Origin of the sequence: Actinomadura sp. 3N407 (genome assembly GCF_052245875.1) — a bacterium.
GTDB lineage: Bacteria > Actinomycetota > Actinomycetes > Streptosporangiales > Streptosporangiaceae > Spirillospora.
The window spans coordinates 1-22081 of sequence record NZ_JBQQBP010000009.1 but is presented as its reverse complement, the minus strand read 5'-3'; the positions used below and the strand labels follow the sequence as shown (position 1 = coordinate 22081).

Below are 22081 nucleotides of genomic sequence, written 5' to 3'. Positions count from 1 at the left end.
CGCTCTGCCCCGTGCCGAGCTGAGCGCAGGCACGGGGCAGGCGAAGGAAGCATCAGAGCCTTCGGCTGTCCTTCGCACCTATTAAGGCTGCAACGTCCTCAACCTCGATCAGTCGCAGCAGGCTTGCCGTCGGCACCCGGTAGCGGGTACCGACACGAATGACCCTGCAGGGGAAGTCGCCACGCTTCGCCAGCTCATACGCGTGGCTGCGGGAGAGACCAAGCGCATGAGCGGCGGTCACGATGTCGACGACCGTGGGGAGATCCGGCACTTCGGCGTACTTCATCAGCTTCATGATCGAACTCCTGAGATTGAAGGTGAGCGCTTTGCTGTGGCGAGCGTGATGCGTTGTCTGGATTACGTGAAGCACCAGCCGGCGTCGCAGGTGCCGTCTCCGTCGTCGAAGGGGAGGGTGTCGGCTGTTGGGGTGACGTCGGCGAGGGGGGCGTTGTAGCGGGTGAGGTAGACGGGGTCTTTGCCGAGGTGGGCGCGGCGTTTGTTGATGGTGGCTTCGAGGTGGCAGGCCTTGGTGAACAGGGCTGGTTGGGCGCGGCGCATGTCTTGCCAGGTGGTGAGGCGGTGGAAGGGGCAGAACCAGCAGGCGGATTGGGTGGGATGGGGAGGCCGGCGGAGCGGATGATGCGGGGGCAGTCGGTGCGGCGGATGCCGAGGTCCAGGAGCGGATAGACGATGCGTTCGTAGGGTTCGTGTCGACGGGCGTTGGCGCGGTGGATCTCGTCGAGGCTGATGCCGATGGCGATGGTGGCGGGGTTGGCCGGGGTGGCGCCGTGGGCTTTGAGCCAGCGGCCGATGACGCGGATTTTGAAGTCGGCGGTGCAGGAGCGGGTGCCGGGGGCGCCGTTGCTCATGCGGACGGGGATGGGGATGGATCGGGAGCCTTCGCGCATCAGGCGGCCGTAGAGGGTTTCGGTGGTGCCGTCGCGGCGGGTGCGGTGCAGTTCGCGGAGGTCGATGCCGTGGGCGGCGGCGTAGGGGGCGGCGTGGTCGCGGATGTAGCGCAGGGTGGCGGGCTGTTCGGAGTCGTCGCCGACGTTGGCGAACAGGAACGTGGAGAAGTCGATGTGGCCTTGGCCGGCTAGGACGAGGGCGGCGGTGGATTGCCAGCCGCCGCCGTAGCTGAAGGCGCGGATCGGCCCGCAGGGCGGCTTCTGCTTCGTCTTCTTCGTCGGGGACGTGCCTGGTGGGTGCTGGTTTCTGGTTGGAGGGGTGGGGCTGGGGGCGTGGTGTCGTTTGGGGTTGTGGTGTGGGTGCAAGCGTTCGTCTCCGGTCAGGTTTCGGTGGTGGGTGGTGTGGGGCGGGTGGCGCCGATGTATTGGCGTTCGCGGTAGGGGTTGCCGGTGAATTGGGCGATGCGGACGACGTCGCCTGTTTGTGGGGCGTGGATCATGCGTCCGCGGCCGTAGTAGATGCCGACGTGGTGGATGGTGGCGGGGTTGGCCGGGTTGGTGGCGAAGAAGAGCAGGTCGCCGGGCTGGAGCCTGGTGCGGGGGATGTGGGTGCCTGCGTGGTATTGGGCGGCGGCGACGCGGGGTAGGCGGGCGCCGGCTTGGGCCCGGGCGTGTTGGGTGAGGCCGGAGCAGTCGAAGCCTTTGGTGTCGGCGCCGTGGGCGATGCCGTAGGTGGGGCCGGAGGGTCCGCCGCCGCCCCAGGAGTAAGGGGTGCCGAGCCACCGCAGCGCCGCGCGGACGGCGATGGCGCCGCGTCGGCTGGTGGTGGGGGTGGCGTAGCGGGTGGCTTGGTCGAGGACTTTGCGGACGTACCAGTCGGCGTGGTTGTAGTGCCAGATCGCCCGGTGCAGGTGCTTTCCGCCTTTCCCGGCGCCGTTGGCGCACAGGTAGTTGGCGGCGCCGTAGATGGCGTCGGCGGGGTTGTAGCGGTCTTTGTTCCTGTCGTGGTCGCCGTCGGCGCCGTAGGCGGCCCAGGTGGCGGCGAGGAATTGCATGGGGCCGCCGGCTCCGGCCGAGTTCTCGCCGGAGTGGACGCCGGGCATGGTGGAGCGGCCGTGGTCGGATTCGATCTTGCCGACGGCGGCCAGGACGTTCCAGGGCAGCCCGGGGCAGGTGGGGGCGGCGTCCATGTACCAGCGCAGGTACGCGGGCGGGATGTCGCGTTGGGCGAGGGCGGTGGGGGCCCCGGCCAGCCCTGAGCCAATGCCGACGGCGGAGTTCTGCCCGGCGAGAAGGATGACGAGCGCCAGCGGCAGGAGAAGAGCGGCGGCGCAAGCGGTGACCGCGGCCTTCACCCGGTGGGCCGCTGCGGCGGATTGAGGCGGTTAGTCGGCGCCGGCGCGGGCCTGGCGTTGGGCGCGGTAGCCGGCGCCCTTGCTGGGCTCCGGTTCTTCGGTTGAGTCATCGGTGGCTTCCCCGGATTGGTGGTGGGGCTGCCGCAGCACCTGGCGGACTGCTTCCCAGGAGTACCGGAAGTCCTTGCCGGTCTTGAGGGCTGGGATCTGCCCGGCGTTGGCCATCCGGCGGACGGTCTGGGGCGACAGGCCGAGTTTGGTCGCGAGTTCGGCGGTGGTGAGGACGTCGGGGTCGCGGCCGGGTGTCTCGGTCATCGCGGGGGCTCCTGGGTCAGCGGTCACGGTTCGTCCTTCCAGTGTGGTGGATGGGTGCTGCGGAAGCACGTTCTGACGCGTGGTGGCGTTTCAAGAAATTGTTTGGCGATGCTTGCGCTCCATAATCTTGCCACGTACGGTGATCGTCCAGCAACTCAGAGCATCGATTCGGGGGTATGTGGGTGAGTCTTCGACAAACCGGACCGATCCCGGGCCACCAGGCACGGGAGGTCCTGGAGGTGGTCGTGGTCGGCGCGCATGGCGGTGCCGGGACGTCCACGCTGACTGCGCTGCTGCCGGCGGCGTGGGACATGGGGTCGATCAAGCCGCTGCTGGAGGTGGGCCGCTCGCCGCTGCGCGCCAAGGGCCGCCCAATGGTCTTGGTCGTGCGGAACACGGCGGTGGCGGCCAAGGACGCGACGGCCGCGATCGGCGCGTTGTGGGACTGGGATGAGCGGGTGTCGGCGCTGGCGATCGTCAGCGACGGCGGTCCGGAGCCGCGGGACGCCACGGCGCGGTTCGCGCTGCTGGAAGGGCGGGTCGGTGGCGTGGTGCGCATGCCGCGCGTGCGGGCGCTGCGGCTGATGGACGACCCGTGCCTCGTCGACCTGCCGGGCAAGGCACGCCAAGCCCTCGATGAGCTCCGCCGTCTGGCCGCCCCACCGACCAGCAGGAGGTGGTGATCCTGCTGACCTCGCTCATTAGCCTCTCGCTGCTGCTACCGCACGCCGACGTCGACGTGCCCGACCCGCCTCCGGAGCCGCCGCCGGGGCTGGATCAGAAGATGAACACGCTGCTGGCGTGGGGCAAGTGGGGCGTGCTGATCTGCGGCGTCGCGGGTCTGTTCATCTGCGCGGGCCAAATGGCCATCGGACGTAAGAACCGATCGACGTTCGCAGCTGATGGCGCGACCGGCATCCCCTGGGTGCTCGGTGGACTCAGCCTGGCTGCGACAGCCGCGCCGATCGTCGGGGTGTTCTTCGAATGAGCCGACGCCAAGAGGGTGTTGCGTGGTGGCGGCGTAGCTGGGTCATCGCGGCGACGGTGATCGCCGGTGGGACGTTGATCGGCCTGGTCGTGCCGGTGGCCTTCAGGACCGAGCCGCCGGAAAGAACGCCGACCCCGGTGCGAACAACTGTGCAGCTGGGGCAGCTGGTGAGCGCACCGCAGGTGTCCTTGGCCGACGTGTCGTGGCGGGATTTCCACGGCATCGTTCTCCCCTACTCGGCGCAGGACGGGCCACGGGAAGTCGAGGGAGAACTGGCGCGTGGTTTCGCCCGGACACCGCCCGGGGCCTTGCTCGCCGCAGTCCACATCACGGTGCGGGCGAGCATGCAGTGGGGCCCGGAGGTGTTCGAGCCGACCATCGACCAGCAGGTCATCGGCCCGGACGCCGAAGCCCTGCTGGCAGCGACGCGGGAAACCTATGAGCGTCACCGCGGCGATCGTCCAGACGGTGCCGCGCTGGGCCGGGGCTATGTGGTCCTGGAGGGATTCCGCTGGCAGGGCTACTCCCCGGTGGCGGCGAGCGTGGATCTGGTGTCGGCCGGTCCGGGCGACAGCGATGTGACCGTACGTGCCGCGACCCGGATCCAGCTCCACTGGCACAACAACGACTGGCGCGTGGTCGCCCCACCCGGCGGAACATGGGCCGGAGCGGCAGCACCAGTCGAGTCGCCGGACGGTTACGTCCGGTTCCCGGGCGGGGGTGGCTGATGTTCCCGCTCGACCCGTGTTCCCCGGTCACGGATCCGGCATGCGTCCAGCCGGTCGACAACGACGACAGCGGCAACCCGCTCGTCCCCTCGATCCCCGATATCCCCGGCATGATCGGCGGGAAGGTGCTGGATGAGGCGGCCGAGTCGTTCCAGGCGGCGGTCGGCTGGCTGATCTCCAAAACCGCGTCCTGGTGGGTGGAGACGCCCTCGCCGGATCTGGAGGACGAGTCGGCGATCGGCTACCTGCAGCTGCTCGTCCAGCCGTTGACGGTCGCAGTCGCGGTGATGGCGCTCCTGGTCGTCGCCGCGAGGATGGCGCTGACCCACAAGGCCAACCCGCTGCTCGACGCCGGCCGTGGCCTGGTCGTGCTGGCGGCGGTCACCGCGATCGGCGCGACCGTGCCGAACCTGCTGCTGCAGTGGGGCGACGAGTGGTGCGGCTGGGTGCTCAGCGCGTCCTCGCAGGGCGACTTCGCCCAGCGGATGACCAAGATCGTGACCTTCCCATCGGGTACGCCGGCCGCGCTGGTGCTGACCCTGTGCCTGTTCGCACTGCTCATCGGCATCGTCCAGGCGATCCTGCTGCTGTTCCGCGGAGGTGCGCTGGTCATCTTGGCGGGTCTGCTGCCGCTGGCGGCGGCCGGCATGATCACCTCATCGACCAAGTCGTGGTTCCCCCGGGTCGCGGGCTGGATGCTCGCGCTGATCTTCTACAAGCCCGCAGCGGCAGCGGTGTATGCGACCTCGTTCGCGCTGGTAGGGGAAGGCCAGGGCCTGCATGCCCTGCTCATGGGGTTCGCAATGATGCTGCTCAGCCTGATCGCCTTTCCCGTCCTGTTGAAGTTCTTCACCTGGACGACCGGGGGTATCCAGGCCAGTAGCGGCGGCGGGGTCCTCGGCGCGCTGATGGGCAGTGCCACCGCGATCGGCGCGCTTCGCGCCTACGGCGGAACGAGCGGCTCCGGAGGCGGACAGTCCGGTTCGGCTGGCGAACACGCCGACTACCTCAACCAGCAGCTCGGCGACCAGGACACTCCCCCGCCCGAAGACGGCCAGACGGGCCAGCCGCCCACCCCACCCGGCCAGGAGCACGGCGGGCAGGCACCGACCGGCACTCCCGGCCACGAGACCCCCGACCCGAGCGCCCCATCAGGAAGTGGCCATGCGGGCGCCAGCCACTCCGGGACGGGTCAGAGCCCGCAAGGCGGCGGTCACGGGTGGGCGCCACCCGACGGCGGTCACGGTGAACCGGTCGGCCCCACCCTCATCCAGACAGCGGAGAAGGAACAGCAACGCGGCGAAGACGCGGTCCGCTGGGCCGCCACCGGCGGCACGGGCGCCGCGGGCGGTGGCGGTGGCCCGACCGGCGCAGTCGGTGAAGGAGGCGGCGGCAGTGGGAAATGACATCCGCACCTATGGCGGCTGGCGACGTCGGCACGGCATCGGGCTGCTCGGCCTGGACACCATCTCCACCTTCGTCGCCCTGGGCACCGTGATCCTGCTGGTTCTGCTCGCCGCCACCGGGGAGTAGCCCTGCCTCCGCGACCACGACCACCTCCAGGACCTCCCGTGCCTGGTGGCCCGGGATCGGTCCGGTTTGTCGAAGACTCACCCACATACCCCCGAATCGATGCTCTGGGTTGCTGGACGAGCCCCGTCGTCGGCCAGGAACTCAACCCCAGCGGCCTGACGAAACGAGAACTCACATGACCAGTCACGCAACGCGCCATCGTCCCCACGCCCGTATCCGCCCCAGCCCGGCAAGCAGGACACACTTCGCCGCCCCATCGCCCAATCGGAGGACGACCTGATGACGCACGAACGCGAACACGACGACGTCCGGCGCGGCTGGTTCACCGAGATCCTCACCAGCGCCCTCAATGACCTGGCCCATGCCGAACGAGTCATCACCTCCTACGCCGCCCAGAATCCCGACGGATTCATCGCCTGGGGCATGGCCGAAGGCGAAGCCGTCCAAGCCCACCAAGCACTTCGCCAGGCACCCTCCCTCCACACCGCCACACCCACCGACTACACCGCCGTCAACGCCACCGCCGACGCTCTCTACGAACTCACCAGAAAGATTTCCCAGAGCCTGGTCCGGGCCGCCGAACTGGCAAGCGACCCCGACGACAAAATGGCCTGCCTCCAGGCCGCCCTGCACGCCGGCCGACTCCGAGAAGCCCTGCGGTAGCCGCCGTGGTCACCTTCGGGGAGATGACCGCGCTCGCCACCGAACACCTCACCGACCTACAACACCAACTCCACACCAAACACCTCGCCCGCGACCTGGGCCGACGCACCATTCCGCCCGAACTCGCACGCCTCACCCACGTCCTCGCGCGCTACCACGACCAGATCGCCAACGGCTTCGGCGCCCCGCACCCCCACACCACCGGCGTGCGGGACGCCGCCCACCGCGCCAGCACCCTCATCAAACAAGCCGAACAGATCCTCGGCCGACCCGCCGCCACAGAAACGCCAAAGTCGGTCCTGGCCCAGAAACTCCGCGCCACCTCCATCGCCCTCGGCTGCGGCCTGGACCTGCTATCCACCCACTTCCCCACCTCAGACGACCACACCCCGTCCGCAACCGCCGCCATCATCACGGCCCCCGACTCAGCCCGCACCCTCCTGCACCAACTCAGCACCCACACCGCCACCGTCGCCCACCTCGCCCAACGCACGCAGCCACCCGCAAACCAAGCCAGCGCCCTACTTTTACGCGCCGCCGTCCTGTCACGCATACACAGCGAAAATCAGACCCAACCCGCCATCATCGCTGTCCCACTCCACGGCACACCAGAACGCACCCCACCAGAAGTCGGCGAAGATTTCACCCAAACCCTCAGCGGTATCAACGTCAGCATCCAACGCCTGAGTAACTCCCAGCCCGCAACCTCAGTCACTACATGGCGCTACCTCGCCAGAGCCGCCACCATCATCTGCGACCTCAACCTCAAAACCATTCAGCAACTCATCTACCGCATGAAGGAACAAAACGAGCCCGACCACCGATCAGCCCTCCAACAAGCAACCACAGCCATAAAACAAACCGGCAAAAATGGAGAGACATCGTCCTACGCTGGGACGAACAAACAAACCACCACGGCCACCCCGCCAACGGCCCGGCAACCGACGCAAGCGACCTCATCCTCCGCCTCGGCCGCCTAATCCACGCCGACCCAGCCTGGACACCAAGCCCCCGCGCCTCCTACCAAATGAAACCACCCGAAGAGCTAGCACCCGACCTCGCCCAAGCAGCCCGCATCGCCACAGTCACCCTAAAAGCCATCGAGGCCTGCAACACCCTCGCGGCCAACCACCGCGCCGCAATCAACGACGCAGCAGTACTGGGCATACTGAACAAACAACGGCAATACCCGACCCACATGCCACGCGTCCCCGCATCAGCACACCAGCTATCCAAGGCTTACACAGCAGCAGAAGCAAAGGGCCACGAGGCGATAAGCACACTCGGCCAAGCAATCCAAGCCCTAACCACAGACCCCCAACCCCACTCCGACGAAGTACATCTAATAATCCGTCGAGCAGCAACTAACGAACAACATCAAGCTTCCCTGGCGGCAACTCACTTTCCAGCCCACATAAATGACTGTCTGCAGGCTCCACTGCATCAGACTTCCACACAGCGCCCAGACAACCCAACCTCGAATATTCGCAAGGTGTCGAACGGTGCTCCGAAGAGTAGTACCGCAGTACCGCCTCCCTCCCGCGGATGAGGACCGCAGTACGACGAAACAGGACGGAATCAGGCCTAGCGTCAAGGCCATGACGAAACCTGACAGTCCACTGTGGAGGTTCAGGGCGACCACCATGGCGCTGGCGACGGCGTTCGCTGTCGTCGCCGCCTGCGGGTCGGACGCCGACAACAGTGCGGCGCCCGCCGCGACCGGATCGCACGGCGCGCACGCGAGCGGGTCGTCGGCTCCACCGCAGCCGCTGCGCGCCGGCGAGAGGTTCGTCGACCTGAAGATGGCCAAGGCATACAGGCCCGCGCCGCCGGAGGGCGGCACGGACGAGTACCGGTGCCAGATGATCGATCCGGGCCTGACCAAGGCGGCGTTCCTGACCGGGACCCAGTTCACGCCGGAGAACGTCGCCATCGCACACCACGCCATCGTGTACGCGGTGCCGCCGGGTGGCGCTGCCGCAGTGCGCGAGCAGGACGCGAAGACCCCCGGCCTCGGCTGGCAGTGTTTCGGCGGGACCGGCGTGGCCGGCGCTGAGGTGGAAGAGGGGGAGGCGGCATGGGTGGACACCTGGGCGCCGGGCGCCACGGAGACGCTGCTCGACCAGGACGCCGGCTACAAGCTGGAGCCGGGCAGCCTGCTCATCCTCCAGATCCACTACAACCTGCTCGCGACCGACGGCAAGCCGGCCGGGTCGGACCGCTCGGGGGTGCGGCTGCGGCTGACGGACGGCACGCCGCAGACCCGGGAACTCGAGACGTGGTCGCTCGACGCGCCGATCGACCTGCCCTGCGCCGCCGACGAGTCGGGTCCGCTCTGTGACCGGGCGGCCTCGATCGCGGACGTGACGAAGCGGTTCGGGCCGGAGGTCGGCGAGATGGCGGACCGTCAGGTGGAGGAGTGCAACCCGGGCGGCGTGCCGAAGCCCGGTGACACCCAGACCTGCGACCATAAGGTGGAGGCGCCAATGACGCTGTTCGCCGGTTTCGGCCACATGCACATGCTCGGGCGGGCCATAAAGGTCGAACTCAACCCGGGCACACCGAAGGCCAAGGTCGTGCTGGACGTGCCGCAGTTCGACTTCGACAACCAGCGTCTGATGAAGCTGCCGTCGCCGGTGGAGATCGGCCCGGGAGACACCCTGCGGGTGACGTGCACGCACGACGCGGGGCTACGCAAACGCCTGCCGCAGCTGAAAAAACTCCCGCCGCGATACGTCGTGTGGGGCGACGGCACCAGCGACGAGATGTGCATTGGCATCATGACGGTCTCCCCCCGCAAGTCCTGACGAAGCGTCGAACGTGTGTGAGCTCACTGAGGTCGACAAGCCGAATACAGCTCTGAGCTCACACACGCCCGCACTGAACTCACACCCGTGCGGCGTCGTGGCGGTCGGACGGGCGGTGACGTGGGCAGCTGACCCGGCAGCGGAGCGGTCGATCACCTGCTCGGACGCTCCATGAAGGTCGAGGTCAACCCCGGCCCCGCCGATGCCCACACCATTCTCGACGTGCCGTCGTTCAACTTCGACGACCAGAAATACGAGCAGTTGGGCACTCCCTTCGTCCTCAAGGCCGGAGACAACGTCCGGGTCACCTGCACCCACGACGCCGGGCTACGCAAACGCCTGCCGCAGCTGAAAGAACTCCCGCCGCGATACGTCGTGTGGGGCGACGGCACCAGCGACGAAATGTGCACCGGGATTCTCATCGCCACACCTGCGACATGAAAGGCGACTTCTCTTGTCCCCCACGCCTTCCCCCGGCAAAGCAACGCCACGGGCCGATGCGCCACTACGGACACCGATCTGGACACTCCTGCCGCTACGCGTCTTCCTCGGCGGCACATTCCTCTACGCAGGCCTCTCCAAAATCCTCGACACCCACTACCTGGACCACACCTCACCCCTCGGCGTCCACGCTCAGATGCTGCACGCCGCGACAACCTCCCCGATCGGCCCGCTGGTGTCATTCGCGGCCGAACACCCGACCGTCACCGGCCTGGTTATAGCCTTCGGCGAGGTCGCTGTCGGGCTGGGTACTCTGCTCGGGCTGTTCACCCGCATCGCCGCACTCGGCGGGTTTCTCCTCGCGCTCAGCTTCTTCCTCACCGTGAGCTGGACGACCCGCCCGTACTACTTCGGCGCCGACATCGTCTTCGCAGCCGCCTGGACCCCGCTGCTGATTGCCGGCGACGCAGGCCTGTTCTCCACGACGGCCCGCCTGCGCGCCGCGATACGCCGTCGTCGCCAGCCGAACTCCACCCCAGACGACGTCAAGCGACGCATTCTGCTCTGGGGCGGCCTGATCACCGCGACGACCGCTACCCTCGGCGGCGGCGTCATCGCCCTTACCCGTCGCACCACCACCAACCCGAAACCAAGCCAGCCAACAGACCCGGGAACGAAATCCCCGACAGTGATCGCTGCGGTTTCTGCCGTCGCCGTCGGTTCGTCGACAAGCTTCACCACACCGAATGGTTCCGCGGCATACCTGTTACGCCCCTCGACCGACACCTTCATGGCATTCCTCGCCACCTGCACACACCAGGGCTGCCCCATCACGCCCACAGGCTCCGGCTTCCGCTGCCCATGCCACGGCTCCACTTTCGACGGCAACGGCCAAGTCACCGGCGGGCCGGCAACAAAACCCCTGATCAACGTGCCAGTGCAAGTCGTCGACGGGCAGGTCACCACCGCATAACCAGACCCAAGCCCGGTGTCAAGCACCCAAAGGGATGGCGCCGGAAATACCGCCAAAGTTGAGCGATACATACCGCATAAGTTTACCCGATATTTCCGTCCACAAAGGATCAGCTAGCCGCACCGGGCGGGTTCCGCGCATCCCATCTCTCGTACTTGGAATACTCGGCAAATCTTGGCTAACAGGATGGGCGCTGGTGGCGATTCCGCTAGTGAATAGCTTGTGACACTCGGCTGCACTGGGGGCGTACGTGTCTCACTGGGGATGTGAAGGACGCAGCTACCGTTCGGTGCGGCCGGGAGCGGTGTCACCGGACTCTAATTCCGCATATCTGCGGCTTTGCGGTGCCGGAGGGACAGGTTGTGTCGATTACTCATGTTCGGGGGAACAGACCATGGACTTCAGAATGCTCGGATCATTGGAGGTCAGCCAGGCGGGGAAACCGGTAGGACTGCTCGGACGCCGTCAGCGGAGCCTGCTGGCGGCCTTGTTGTCGCAAGCGAATCTCACCTCCAGTGTCACCTACATCACCGACGCGGTCTGGGAGAACCCACCGAGCGCGCCGGACTCCAACATCCGCACCTACGTCACGGGCCTGCGCAGACAGCTGCAGGAACCAGGCGAGCCGTCCCGCGGTTGCAGACTCGGCCGGGTGGCTACCTGCTGGTGGTTCGCGACGGCGAACTGGACGTTGCTGTCTTCGAGCAACTGGCTGACCGGCGACCGGGCCGCTGCCGTCGCCGATGTCGCCAACCGCTTCGACGCCGAGGTCGCCGAAACCGAAGGCCAGCTGCTGCAACAACAGTGCAGCAACGGCAAACCCATTCCCGGCAACACCCAAACCTGCGACTACCCGGTACCGCAGCCCATGAAGGTCTACGCGGGGCTGGGACACATGCACGCGGAGCGGATCGGCCCGGAGCGGTACGGCTGGGAACTACGGTCGCGCCCCCCGACGGACGCGCGAGATGAAGCGCTAAATCGGCCGGGTGAGTCCCAGGTCGTAGGCGAGGATGACGGCCTGGACCCGGTCCCGTGCGCCGATCTTGGCGAGGACCCGCCCGACGTGGGTCTTCACCGTCGACTCCGACAACGTGAACCGTTGCGCGATCTCGCCGTTGGTGAGGCCGTGGCCGATGGCGACGAGGATCTCGCGCTCGCGGCCGGTCAGGAAGCCCAGCCGGGGATCCTCCCGCACGGGCCCGCAGAGGTCATCGCCGAGTCGGTCGGCGAACGCGTCGAGCAGCCGCCGAGCCAGCGCCGACGCGATCACCGCGTGCCCGGCAGCGACGGCCCGGATGCCGGCGAGCAGCTCCTCCGGGCGGGTGTCCTTCAGCAGGTAACCGCTCGCCCCGGCCCGCAGCGCGGCGAGCGCGTACCGGTCCACGTCGAACGTCGTCAGCACCAGGATCCGCGAACGCCTACCGGCGGCGACGATGCGCCGGGTGGCCTCGATCCCGTCGACGCCCGGCATGCGGATGTCAATCAGCACCACGTCGGGATGCAGCTCGGTGGTCCGCCGAACGGCCTCGGCGCCGTTCTCGGCCTCGCCGACGATCTCGGTGTCGGGGGTGCTCTCCAGCAGCATGCGAAACCCGAAGCGCTGCAGCGGCTGGGCGTCCACCACGAGCACAGTGATCATGAATGGTTGCCTTTCCGGGTCGAGTAGACCGTCCAGCCGTTCGTCCACTGCGGGGCTGGCGCTGACCGTGCCGCCGTAGAGCGCGGCGCGTTCGGCCATGCCGGCGAGGCCGAGACCTGCGTCGCCCGCGATGCCTTCTTCATACTGAGCGAACCTGAGGCGACTGTTAGAACGGCGCTCAGGCCGGTTGGCCGCCGGCGCGGGGTCGTCGTCGGGCGGGCCGCTGTCGTGCACGACGATGTGGACCTGGCAGGAGTCGGCCGCCAGGTTCAGGTCGACGGTGGTGCGCGGGCCGGCGTGCTTGAGGGCGTTGGTCAAGGCCTCCCGCACGATGCGGAAGGCGACCAGTTGCACGCCGAGGTGCAGCCGGTCGGGGCTGCCGGATCGCAATCATTGCAACAGCCGATTTCGCAGCGCTCGGATCCGTGCTCCAGGGCGACGTTCGACTCCTTGCGGTGCTCGATGATCAACCTTGTCTCGATCGGGGCTGGGAGACACTTGCGCACGGAAGCAGCCGAGGCTCCTCGGAAATAGCTCTAACTTAGAGCACGCTGTTTGGGTTTTCTGAGAGGGAAGGGATTTGTGTCTATTTATAGTCATATGCCGGGTTTGTGATCGCACAGGTGTCCTGTTGGTGGCAGATCTGGAGCCGGGCTCGGGTGGCTGCTCAAGACGGCAGGGTGAGTATTGGATCGAACTCGGGCCACTCCTACAGGACGTAGGTGGTGGCCAGCGGCACGTGCCGTAGCACGCCATCGCGGAGCATAGAAGTCATCCTGCAGGGTCGGGGCCCGTGGCATAGGTGGTCGCGTTTCCGGGAGCGGCTGCAGAGCTTGAGCCACTCGCTATACCACGCCGGCGAACCCGCCCTCGGTCAGGCGTCGGGAGCAGCACCCCCTGCAGGCCACATGATTCATGTTCTCGTCCGAGGCAAGGTCAACCTAATGAACACGGCGACCGCGCGGTCATGGCTCCCCTCTGTGTCAAGGGGCCGTACTGAGGGCGGCCGTAGGCTGGGTGATGCGGGTCCGGGAAGTGGCTTGTCCGAAGTGCCAGGCATGAGGATGTGAGTCGGCCACGCTGGATTCGACTGAAGCCGTCTCTGCGTTGGCCGTTGCGCCACGGCAGGTCAGCGCCGCCTCCGGCTGTTCGGTGGGCTCGGCAGTTCAGCGGCGATCTCGGCGAATCCGTCCAACACTTCAGGGCTGAAAGTACCCTTGACGGCCTCGGCTTCGGCGACGGTGAGCCGCGCCTTTCTAGGGATCGAATGGTAATAGCGGCCGGTGAACCGAATACCGGCCAAGCCGAGCTTGCTCGCGGCCAGCGGTTTGATGTCGCCGGTACCGTAAACATCGATCACCCGCTGGAACCGTCGCCGGTCACCGCTGTCGCGAAACCTTGCCCAAGCGACCGAGACGAGGGCGGTGTTCCCCCTCCGGTCGGCGATCGCGAAAAGCCTCCGATTCAGCGATGTGCATGGATTTCGGATGACGGTTCGCTGCACCTCCCCCCAAGTGACGCGCAAACACCCCGCGTCCCGTTGATCGAGCGACCGTCTGACCTGCCGCATGCCCAGGCGCCGCCATGCCTTGTCGGCATTCCCCTTACGCGCGGAACGCCTTGCATCCCCTTTGCGGGCATTGACGGTCTTCGCACTCACCGAGGAGGCTTCGCCCGCCCCCACGCCCGCGGCGCCGCCGGCGACTCCGCCACTTCCCACCATCTGATCGCGGCCAATCCGGCCGCGATGGCCTTTCCCCCGCCACCGTCATCGATGCGAATCCGTCGACCGTTCTTCGTGATCCAGCGCTCCGCCATAACCGCCCTCCCAACCTCATCGGTCGGATCCCAGTAAGGCTAGAGCAGGCCACGGACGATTCCTGGCGGTCTCCCCACGACGTCCGGATCCGGACGTGGCGTGCCAGAAGCGGACCGGAAGCGCAGATCATCTTTACGGACATCTGCGCGGAAAGCCCGCCACGAGATCTTCAGCGAGCGGGCCCCCGGGAGCCCGTCAGCCTCGGAGGGTCGCCGCGTGGTCCGGGACGTGGGTCTGCGCGTCTCGCGGGGGCCGCTCGTAGCCCTTGGAAGGCGGGCGTTCGGGGAACCGGAGCGGTGGATGCTCCACTTCGTGGTAGGGGATGCTCGACAGCAAATGGGAAATCATGTTGATGCGGGCCCGGCGCTTGTCGTCGCTTTCGACCTCGAACCAGGGTGCCTCGGGGATATTGGTGTGGACGAACATCTCGTCCTTGGCGCGCGAGTACTCCTCCCAGCGCGATATCGACTCCAAGTCCATGGCGGACAGTTTCCATCGCCGCATGGGATCTTCGAGCCGTTTGCGGAAGCGGCGTTCCTGCTCGGCGTCGCTTACGGAGAACCAGTATTTGCGCAGCAGGACGCCGTCCTCGACGAGCATGCGCTCGAAGGTCGGGCACTGGTGCAGGAAGCGCCTGTACTCCTGGTCGGTACAGAAGCCCATGACCCGTTCGACGCCCGCGCGGTTGTACCAGGACCGGTCGAACAGGACGATCTCCCCGGCCGCGGGCAGGTGTTCGACGTACCGCTGGAAGTACCACTGGGTTCGCTGCCGCTCGGTCGGCGTCGGGAGCGCGACGATGCGGGCGACGCGGGGATTGAGGTACTCGGTGACGCGTTTGATGGTGCCGCCCTTGCCGGAGGCGTCCCGTCCTTCGAACACCACGGCGATGCGCACCCCCTCGGCGCGTGCCCAGTCCTGCATGACCATCAACTGCTCCTGCAGCCGGAGAAGTTCACGCTCGTAGATCCGCCGGGGCAATCGCCGGGATGAGCCCATACCGCCTCCATATGTCGAACATGCGCGCCTCCGCCTCAGTCTGGCGGATGCGCCACCCCATCCCGCGTGGGGCCTGGGTCGGGGTCTTCGCACTCGGCGCCGTGGTCGCGGTGGGCCAGGGCGCGGTAGGGCGCGCCAAGGCCGGGAGTCTCCGTCGTCTCTCGCGCGGAACTCGCCGGCCGCGCGTCGAGGGGCCGCTGTCCAGGGCCAGGTGTGCGGTCACGGAAAGGTGATCTCGGCCTTTAGGTCCAGGTACTCACCGTACTGCCGGGCGGCCTGGTCCAGGGCTTCGATTTCTGAAGGCGTAAGGGTTCGGTAGGGCCGCAGGTCGAAGCGCACACGGTCGCGGCCGATGGTGCGCCGCATGGAGGTGAGGAGCTGCCCGTCGACCAGGGCCATGCCGATCGCGGACTCCCGGGTGCGCGGCACGACGCCGGCGGCGTCCAGCACCCAGCGGGAGTCCTGGTAGCCGCGGTAGGTCTCGTCGAGGACCTGCAGAAGGTGGGCCGCGGGGTCCTGCCGCCGGTCGGGGGCTTCTCCGGGGGCGTGCCAGAAGGTGCGACCGTCGTGCTCGAACGAGTCGAGCCGGTCGCGCACGTGCCGCAGGCCAGCGCGCACGTCGGTGAGGGTGAGCGTCGCCCAGTAGGCGAGGTCCCGTTCAGTGGCCGGGCCATGCCCGGTGAAGTAGCGCAGCGCGAGTTCGGCGAGGGCCTCGTCCCGGGAGAGCCGCCGCGGTGCGGGCACGCGCTCGGCCATCAGCGCGTAGGTGTGTTCGCCGTCGACAACTCGGCCGCTGCAGATCAGGCGGTTCAGTTCGGCGTGGGCCAGCAGGATCATCAGCATGTGCCCGCTGCCCTGGACTCCGCGCTCGCGCGACTCCTCTGCCAGCTGGGTGCGGGTGAGGTGTCCCCGGCTCGCCAGCGCCTCCATGACGGCGGCGGTGGCCCGGTCAATGGTGCGTTCGTCGAGGCCGTGGGTGTCGCGCAGCTGCTTGCCAGTGATCCGCCGTACACGGGGGCCGGTCAGATCGAGCAGCCAGCCGATGTCCTCGGCCCGCACGAAGTGCCACGTCGGGCGCAGGACGTGGGTGCGCACGACGGCTCCGTCGTCGCAGAGGGACGCCAGGTCGGCCCCGTCGGGTTTCCGCGTGCGCGAGGCCACCGCCCAAGCCGACTGACTCGGGTTTTCCGCCTGGACGGCCAGCAGTGTGCCAACCGCCTCGTCCGCCGACCCGGCGTGGGGCCGAACCAGGTGCTGACTGCGCAACCTCCATCGAGCGATGTCGACGTCCCGCACCATGCCCCACTCTCCGATCCGAGCCGTTACCAGGCTAACCAAGCACCTCGACGACGGCGTACTCGACTTGGCCTGGAAGTACGGCGCCGTGCCGGGACGTGGCGAGGTACTGCAGGTACGGTCGCCTGACGGCAGTGCGAGGTTCGTCGACTCAACGATCAACCACTGGCTGTCTTCGCTGCACCTAGTCGGCAGCCGCCGCAGTGCTGGACCTATGGCTCTACTGGCCGACGTGGAACCTCTTCTGCTGCCGAGCCGGGACTCTCCCGGACCGCCTGCGGTGGGCCGGATCTCAATCGGCGACAGAAGCTGCCCTGGTGATTACGGTGAGTGCCCATATGGCGAGTGGTCACCTTGGACAGCTTCGGCGGTTGGTGAGCACAAGGTGCGCACGAACTGAAATGGATCATGGTGGACGAGGGTGCATCGCGGGAACGCTGACCTGCGGGAACGTGAATTTGCCGGGATGGCGAATCATCACATAGCACGCCCGAAAAAGAACTGCTAATGCGGTTTGGGTGCAAGCCCATCCGGGGTTCAAATCCCCGATCCTCCGCCTCTGACCAGCGGTTCCCTTGATCCCGTCGGATTGAGGGAACCGCTGGTTTCGCTTTGGGGGGCCTATGGGGGCCAACGCGGCGGGGGACCACTGCCGCGGCCGCCTCGGCGGCGGCGTTGAAGACCGCGTCGGTATCGCTGATCGGATTCATGGTGAACCGCCAGACCGAGCACCGGCTGCAGACAGAGCAAGCCGAACAGAGCCGCCAGCTCAGGCTGGACTCGGCGATGCGCGCGGGGCAGCTGATCGCCCCCACCGACGGGGCCTCATCCGATCCGGCCGCACTGGCCTCCGGGCTCCTCGCGCTCACCAAACTCGACAACGCCGATCTCGCCGTGACCCTGCTGGTCGACCTGTGGTCCCCCAAGAATCCGCGTGTCTCCCATGAGACCGCCGTGCTCATCATCGACGCGGCGCTGCGTTCGCCATCGTCCAACGCACAGCTCATCGCCGCCGAACTGCTGTGCCGCCACTCGACCCGCCTCAACCCCTGTCAGTCCCTGCACTGGCCAAGCGCGGTGGAGGGCTGCTGGATGCCAGATCTCAGCCCACGAGCCAAGCTGCTGCTGGTCGAGGCGCTAGTGAACATGACATTGGCGGGACCGACCAACGAGAGCGCCCTACGCGCGGTCGCCGTCCGTCTCTACGGCATCTGGCGCGACGATCCCGAGCCCCGTGTGCGGGGCTGCATCGGCAAGCTCATCGACTCACTGATCGGCAGGCTCAACAACCTCGGCTGCAAGGACTTCACGCAGGGCACCCAACAGGTCATGCTCAGCGAGCTGCAGGAGGCCGCCCGGAGCAGGAACGACAACCCGGACGGCTACCTCGACCGGTTGTCGACCAGATTCGCCGACGACCTCCGCGACTGGGAGTGGCGTTGGGCGGCTGGTCGTGAAGCCTTCCGGGTGATGTTGATCATCTGGGTTGGGGGCGGTCACGGTGGTGCTTGAGGCTGAGCGGTGGCTTGAGCTGCGCCGGTTCCGGGCGTTGCGGGAATCGGGTGCGACGATCTCGGAGATCGCCCGGGAGACCGGGTTGAACTGGCGCACGGTGCGCAAGTACCTGCAGGAGGACGGCCCGGTGGCGGCGCCTCCGGTGGCGGCTCCGCGGCCGAGTCGGCGGAACCAGATGATCGCGGCGTACGCTCCGGTGATCGATGCGTGGCTGCGGGCCGAGTTGCTGCTCAAGGGCACGGTCATTTGTGAGCGGCTGGTTGAGGAGTACGGGTTCGCCGGCAGCTATCAGCGGGTGAAGCTGTATCTGCAGGAGGCACGCCCCCGGATCGCTGAGGAGCTGGGGTTCACTTTCGGGGAGCTGGCGGGGCTGCATCGCCGGTTCGAGGTGGTTCCGGGTGCCCAGGCCCAGGTCGACTGGGGTGATGAGGGCGGCGTCCTGGCGCACATGGGCATCGCGAAGGTCTACTCCTTCCACATGGTGCTGTCGTATTCGCGGGACCCGTTCTGCTGCTTCACCACCAGCCAGGACCTGGCCACCTTCTGGGCGTGTCACCGTCGGGCGTTCGAGCATTTCGGCGGGGTGCCGGGCTCGATCGTCTACGACCGGACCAAGACCGTGGTGCGGCGGCACGTCGCGCCGGGCAAGGCGGTGCCGCTGCATCCCGAGGCGGTGGCGTTTGCAGAGCATTACGACTTCACCATCGATGTGCTGGCCGCCTACCGCCCGACAGGCAAGGGCCGGGTCGAGCGGCAGGTCACCATCATCCGCGATCACGTGCTGGCCGACCGGTCGTTTTCGTCTCTGGACGAGCAGGATAAGGCGTTCCTGTCGTGGGTGCCGCTGCGGCGTCGCACCGTCCACCGCACCCACGGCGAGGTGATCGGGGTGCGGGCCGGCCGCGACCATGCCGCGCTGCGGCCGGCTCCGGCCCGCCCGTATCTGGTGGTCGACCGCATCTGCGGCACGTCGGCAAAGACTGCCTGGTCGCCTTCGAGGCCAACCTCTACTCCGTTCCAGCGGCCCGGGTGTTTCCCCGGCAGTTGGTGGAGGTACGGGCGTCGGCGGCCACCGTCAGCCTGCACGCCACCGTCCCCGACGAGCACGGCATCACCCTGTTGGCGGTGCATCCACGGGCGGTCGGCCGCGGCGCCAAGGTGGTCGACCCCGACCACTGGAACGGGCTGCCCGATGGGCACACCCGCGCCACCACCACCGGCGGGCCAGATGGTGACGCCGGGCGGGGCGCCGACGACCTGGCCCCACGCCGACGGCGCCCGGAACCGGCCGGAGCTCTGCGCTTCTTGCTGGCCAGGGCCGACGCCGCCAAGGTCGAGGTCGACCGGCGACCGCTGTCGGTCTATGACCAGATCACCGGCACCGGCCCCTTCACCTGACCACGCAGACGTTCACGAGCCGATCTTCACGAGCCAGAGGGATTGAAATCCGTTGAGTGATTTGGTCACCACCCGGATCCGCGCCACCGCCGCCAAGCTCGGGCTGCCGCACCTGGCCGAGCAGCTGGGCGAGTTCGTCGGCCGCGCCGACGAGGCGAAGATGGGCTATCTGGACTTTCTGGATCTGGCATTGGAAGAAGAGCTCGCCGTCCGTGAGGAACGCCGGATCCGGCATGCGCTGCGCATCTCCCGGATGCCGCACCATAAGACCCTCGACGACTACGACTTCTCCTACCAGCCCGAGCTGGACGCCCGCAAAGTCCGGGACCTGGCCGCCTTGGCGTTCGTGAAGGCCAAGTCCAACGCCGCCCTGCTCGGTCCGCCGGGAGTCGGCAAGACCCACATCGCCGTCGCCCTGGCGGTCGCGGCCTGCCGGGCCGGGTTCAGCGTCTACTTCACCACGCTGGACGACATGGTCCGCCAACTCAAAGCCGCCGACGCCATCGGGCGGCTCGCCGCCAAGCTACGCGTCTATCTCCGTCCGCACGTCCTGGTGGTCGACGAGATCGGATATCTGCCGCTGGCCCGGGATGAGGCCAACCTGGTCTTCCAGATGATCTTCAAAAGGTATGAGAAGGGTTCGATCCTTCTGACCAGCAACAAAGCCTTCTCTGAGTGGGGAGGCGTGTTCGGCGACGAGGTCCTGGCCCACCGCCATCCTCGACCGGCTCCTGCACCACTGCGAGGTCACCGCCATCAACGGCCCCAGCTACCGCCTCAAGAACCGCCTCGCCGCCGTCAACACCGAGATCGCCGCCACCGGCTGACACCCAGTAGTCGAGCCCGTCGGCACCCGCGGCACGTTCGGTCGGCGCCGGTGGACATTCCTCAGCCTTCACCAATTTCAGCGCGATACCGGGCCTCGTCCAGGTCCTCAGCCAGATCAGCCAAGGTGACCTCGGGATTCAGCGCGGTGATCACACGTTCAGGCAATGGCCGCAGCGAGTAGATGTGACGCACCGCCTCCAGATCGACCGAGACCTGGTAGTAGTCCTCGGCGAACCGCCGGAATCTCTCAGGGACGGGATCGATGAGCAGCCCGAAGAGGCGGGCTGCTCCATCGGCATCCTTCTCACCATCGGGATAGTCGATCTCACCCACGTGCCAGCGGTCATCGCCGATCTCGCGCCACAGACACGCGGTGATCAAAGGCATCCCGGACTGGTCACAGAAGGCCGGCTCCTGGACGCACGACCTGAAGACCTCCGGAACCGAGTCCAGAACCCCCGGCCAAGGCCCTTCGTTCACATACGGGCTCATCATCGACTCGTGAGCAAGCCCGCGAACATAGGCACCAGCCGCCGAGAAGACGATCGAGTACTCATCCCCCGAGCCGTTCCTCATCGAGGCCACCTCCTCCTCCGGCGACCAGTCCGCAGAGAAGGAGTAGTACCGGCTCTCCCAGTCGGGGCTCAAAATCGCCTCCAGCACGGACATCGCTCGGCACAGGTCTCGAAGCCGATCGATGTCGGGCAGCGATCGAGCCACCTCATGAGCAGTCATAAACAGCATCTAACCGGATAACGAGCACCCCACAAGCCTCCGCCGACCCAACGGCCCGCACCAGGCTGGATCGCCACCCGGAAAACCACCCACCCCCACATCGACGGACGGAGCCCATCAACCCGAGACACCTCTGCACGTCTATCCGTACCCAGGTCTGCACGCGAAGGAGTACGCCGACAGTAGTACGGTCGTTCATCGACCGCCGACTGTTTCCGGCCTCCACACCGGCACGAGGTGCTGCTCTACGGTGAGGGGATGCTGACGGTAGGGGTCGATCTGGCGGCAGAGCCGCTCAAGACCGCCGTGGCCTGCATCGAATGGTCCGACGGCATCGCCCGAGTAAGCCAGGTCGAAACACGCGCCAACGACGGCCTGATCCTGGATACGATCGCCAGCGCCGACAAGGCCGGCATCGACTGTCCGTTCGGCTGGCCGGACGCCTTCGTCGACTTTGTCACCGCGCACCGGGCCGGCAACCTCAAGGTGCCCGACGGCGTGACCGGGCTCGGCTGGCGCCGCGATCTCACCCTCCGGGTCACCGACCAGATGACCTACGAACAAACAGGACTCCCGCCCCTCAGGGTCTCCGCCGACCGCATCGGCCACACCGCGATGAGATGCGCCGGCCTGCTCGCCGCACTGGCACACCGAGGGCAGCCGGTCGATCGCAGCGGCGCCGGCGTCGTCGTCGAGGTCTACCCGGCGGCCTCCCTCAAACTCTGGGACCTCACCCACCGCAGCTACAAAGGAAAGGACAAGCAGCGCGAACGCGAGCACTTGGTCGGGAAGCTCAAGGACACTGCGCCGTGGCTCGACCTGAACAGCAGCGAGCAGCAGTGCCTTGACTCAGACGACGTCCTCGATGCCGTCATCGCCGCCCTCACCGCACGCGCGGCAAACCTTGGCAAGACGATCAGCCCGCCCCGGCAACATCTGACCACCGCACGGACCGAAGGCTGGATCGCGCTACCCGCCTTCGCCCTGCCCGAATTACCCACCTAACACTCACTTCGCGGCTACTTGTTTCATTGCCTCAGGACCGGTGCCCGGCCAGGCTCGGTCCAGGCGCCCGGGCCGTCGCTCTCTTTGCGGCTGCCCACGCTGGTCGTGTGGCTCTCTTTTGGCCTGCGCGGTC

At 67.3% G+C, this 22081-nt stretch carries 23 protein-coding genes and 3 pseudogenes; 17 read left to right on the top strand and 9 right to left on the bottom strand.

Features of this window, described 5'->3' with window-relative positions:
• Positions 1 to 52: 52 nt before the first annotated feature.
• Positions 53 to 295 carry a helix-turn-helix domain-containing protein gene (locus ACTWPP_RS22835; RefSeq protein ID WP_443106367.1) on the bottom strand — a complete coding sequence of 81 codons (243 nt, stop codon included), beginning with the start codon at positions 293 to 295 and terminating at the stop codon, positions 53 to 55.
• Positions 296 to 357: 62 nt separating this feature from the next.
• The gene (locus ACTWPP_RS22830) at positions 358 to 558 is read right to left on the bottom strand and encodes a hypothetical protein (RefSeq protein WP_443106366.1); all 201 of its coding nucleotides are present in this window, start codon (positions 556 to 558) and stop codon (positions 358 to 360) included.
• A 170-nt stretch (positions 559 to 728) separates the two neighbouring features.
• Here ACTWPP_RS22830 and ACTWPP_RS22825 point away from each other — a divergent pair, with 170 nt between their 5' ends.
• The gene (locus ACTWPP_RS22825) at positions 729 to 1100 is read left to right on the top strand and encodes a hypothetical protein (protein ID WP_443106365.1); all 372 of its coding nucleotides are present in this window, start codon (positions 729 to 731) and stop codon (positions 1098 to 1100) included.
• Between the two features lie 188 nt (positions 1101 to 1288).
• Here the strand turns inward: ACTWPP_RS22825 and ACTWPP_RS22820 are convergent, their stop codons facing one another.
• Both ACTWPP_RS22820 and ACTWPP_RS22815 read right to left on the bottom strand, forming a co-directional pair.
• Entirely contained in the window at positions 1289 to 2263 is a 975-nt protein-coding gene (locus ACTWPP_RS22820) for a C40 family peptidase (RefSeq protein ID WP_443106364.1), read from the bottom strand.
• A gap of 30 nt (positions 2264 to 2293) precedes the next feature.
• Positions 2294 to 2578 (bottom strand): helix-turn-helix domain-containing protein, encoded by a 285-nt coding sequence (locus tag ACTWPP_RS22815; RefSeq protein ID WP_443106363.1) that lies wholly within the window; start codon positions 2576 to 2578, stop codon positions 2294 to 2296.
• A gap of 182 nt (positions 2579 to 2760) precedes the next feature.
• On the opposite strand from ACTWPP_RS22815, the gene ACTWPP_RS22810 reads away from it, so the two are divergent.
• The 11 genes and pseudogenes from ACTWPP_RS22810 to ACTWPP_RS22760 all read left to right on the top strand — a co-directional run.
• Positions 2761 to 3261 (top strand): hypothetical protein, encoded by a 501-nt coding sequence (locus tag ACTWPP_RS22810; protein WP_443106362.1) that lies wholly within the window; start codon positions 2761 to 2763, stop codon positions 3259 to 3261.
• Complete coding sequence (locus tag ACTWPP_RS22805; protein ID WP_443106361.1) at positions 3258 to 3566, top strand: hypothetical protein; 309 nt, start codon at positions 3258 to 3260, stop codon at positions 3564 to 3566. The genes ACTWPP_RS22810 and ACTWPP_RS22805 overlap by 4 nt, the downstream gene beginning before the upstream one ends.
• A 74-nt stretch (positions 3567 to 3640) precedes the next feature.
• Entirely contained in the window at positions 3641 to 4294 is a 654-nt protein-coding gene (locus tag ACTWPP_RS22800; protein WP_443106360.1) for a hypothetical protein, read from the top strand.
• Positions 4294 to 5700: a hypothetical protein gene (locus tag ACTWPP_RS22795; protein ID WP_443106359.1), complete on the top strand. Its 1407-nt coding sequence runs from the start codon at positions 4294 to 4296 to the stop codon at positions 5698 to 5700. Before ACTWPP_RS22800 ends, ACTWPP_RS22795 begins: the two co-directional genes overlap by 1 nt.
• On the top strand, positions 5690 to 5827 hold the full coding sequence (locus ACTWPP_RS22790; RefSeq protein ID WP_443106358.1) for a hypothetical protein: 138 nt from the start codon (positions 5690 to 5692) through the stop codon (positions 5825 to 5827). Before ACTWPP_RS22795 ends, ACTWPP_RS22790 begins: the two co-directional genes overlap by 11 nt.
• 279 nt (positions 5828 to 6106) lie before the next feature.
• Positions 6107 to 6490 carry a hypothetical protein gene (locus ACTWPP_RS22785; protein ID WP_443106357.1) on the top strand — a complete coding sequence of 128 codons (384 nt, stop codon included), beginning with the start codon at positions 6107 to 6109 and terminating at the stop codon, positions 6488 to 6490.
• A 23-nt stretch (positions 6491 to 6513) separates the two neighbouring features.
• Positions 6514 to 7470 carry a hypothetical protein gene (locus ACTWPP_RS22780; protein ID WP_443106356.1) on the top strand — a complete coding sequence of 319 codons (957 nt, stop codon included), beginning with the start codon at positions 6514 to 6516 and terminating at the stop codon, positions 7468 to 7470.
• A gap of 618 nt (positions 7471 to 8088) precedes the next feature.
• Positions 8089 to 9297, top strand: coding sequence for a monooxygenase (locus ACTWPP_RS22775; protein WP_443106355.1), 1209 nt, complete (start codon positions 8089 to 8091; stop codon positions 9295 to 9297).
• Between the two features lie 171 nt (positions 9298 to 9468).
• Entirely contained in the window at positions 9469 to 9738 is a 270-nt protein-coding gene (locus ACTWPP_RS22770; RefSeq protein ID WP_443106354.1) for a hypothetical protein, read from the top strand.
• 13 nt (positions 9739 to 9751) lie between these two features.
• Positions 9752 to 10711 (top strand): Rieske 2Fe-2S domain-containing protein, encoded by a 960-nt coding sequence (locus ACTWPP_RS22765; RefSeq protein ID WP_443106353.1) that lies wholly within the window; start codon positions 9752 to 9754, stop codon positions 10709 to 10711.
• Positions 10712 to 11105: 394 nt separating this feature from the next.
• A pseudogene (locus tag ACTWPP_RS22760) lies at positions 11106 to 11324 on the top strand (AfsR/SARP family transcriptional regulator); the annotation flags it as partial.
• Positions 11325 to 11687: 363 nt separating this feature from the next.
• Here the strand turns inward: ACTWPP_RS22760 and ACTWPP_RS22755 are convergent.
• From ACTWPP_RS22755 to ACTWPP_RS22740, 4 genes are all read right to left on the bottom strand, one after another.
• Entirely contained in the window at positions 11688 to 12743 is a 1056-nt protein-coding gene (locus tag ACTWPP_RS22755) for a response regulator (RefSeq protein ID WP_443106352.1), read from the bottom strand.
• A gap of 739 nt (positions 12744 to 13482) precedes the next feature.
• On the bottom strand, positions 13483 to 14013 hold the full coding sequence (locus ACTWPP_RS22750; protein WP_443106351.1) for a hypothetical protein: 531 nt from the start codon (positions 14011 to 14013) through the stop codon (positions 13483 to 13485).
• Between the two features lie 354 nt (positions 14014 to 14367).
• Positions 14368 to 15171: a polyphosphate kinase 2 gene (gene ppk2, locus ACTWPP_RS22745; protein WP_443106350.1), complete on the bottom strand. Its 804-nt coding sequence runs from the start codon at positions 15169 to 15171 to the stop codon at positions 14368 to 14370.
• Between the two features lie 219 nt (positions 15172 to 15390).
• Positions 15391 to 16470 (bottom strand): winged helix DNA-binding domain-containing protein, encoded by a 1080-nt coding sequence (locus tag ACTWPP_RS22740; protein ID WP_443106348.1) that lies wholly within the window; start codon positions 16468 to 16470, stop codon positions 15391 to 15393.
• Positions 16471 to 17142: 672 nt separating this feature from the next.
• Between ACTWPP_RS22740 and ACTWPP_RS22735 the strand changes: the two genes are divergently transcribed.
• The 4 genes and pseudogenes from ACTWPP_RS22735 to istB all read left to right on the top strand — a co-directional run.
• A complete protein-coding gene (locus ACTWPP_RS22735; protein ID WP_443106347.1) occupies positions 17143 to 17979 on the top strand; it encodes a hypothetical protein in 837 nt (278 codons plus the stop codon).
• Positions 17969 to 18904, top strand: a pseudogene (gene istA / locus ACTWPP_RS22730) (IS21 family transposase); the annotation flags it as partial. The gene ACTWPP_RS22735 and the pseudogene istA, both read left to right, overlap by 11 nt.
• Positions 18817 to 19380, top strand: a complete 564-nt coding sequence (locus tag ACTWPP_RS22725) for a Mu transposase domain-containing protein (RefSeq protein WP_443106691.1) — start codon at positions 18817 to 18819, stop codon at positions 19378 to 19380. The pseudogene istA and the gene ACTWPP_RS22725, both read left to right, overlap by 88 nt.
• 52 nt (positions 19381 to 19432) lie before the next feature.
• Positions 19433 to 20077, top strand: a pseudogene (istB, locus tag ACTWPP_RS22720) (IS21-like element helper ATPase IstB); the annotation flags it as partial.
• Positions 20078 to 20268: 191 nt separating this feature from the next.
• On the opposite strand, the gene ACTWPP_RS22715 reads toward istB, so the two are convergent.
• Positions 20269 to 20943, bottom strand: a complete 675-nt coding sequence (locus ACTWPP_RS22715; RefSeq protein WP_443106346.1) for a hypothetical protein — start codon at positions 20941 to 20943, stop codon at positions 20269 to 20271.
• A 237-nt stretch (positions 20944 to 21180) separates the two neighbouring features.
• On the opposite strand from ACTWPP_RS22715, the gene ACTWPP_RS22710 reads away from it, so the two are divergent.
• Positions 21181 to 21948 (top strand): DUF429 domain-containing protein, encoded by a 768-nt coding sequence (locus tag ACTWPP_RS22710; protein WP_443106345.1) that lies wholly within the window; start codon positions 21181 to 21183, stop codon positions 21946 to 21948.
• Positions 21949 to 22081 lie beyond the last annotated feature (133 nt).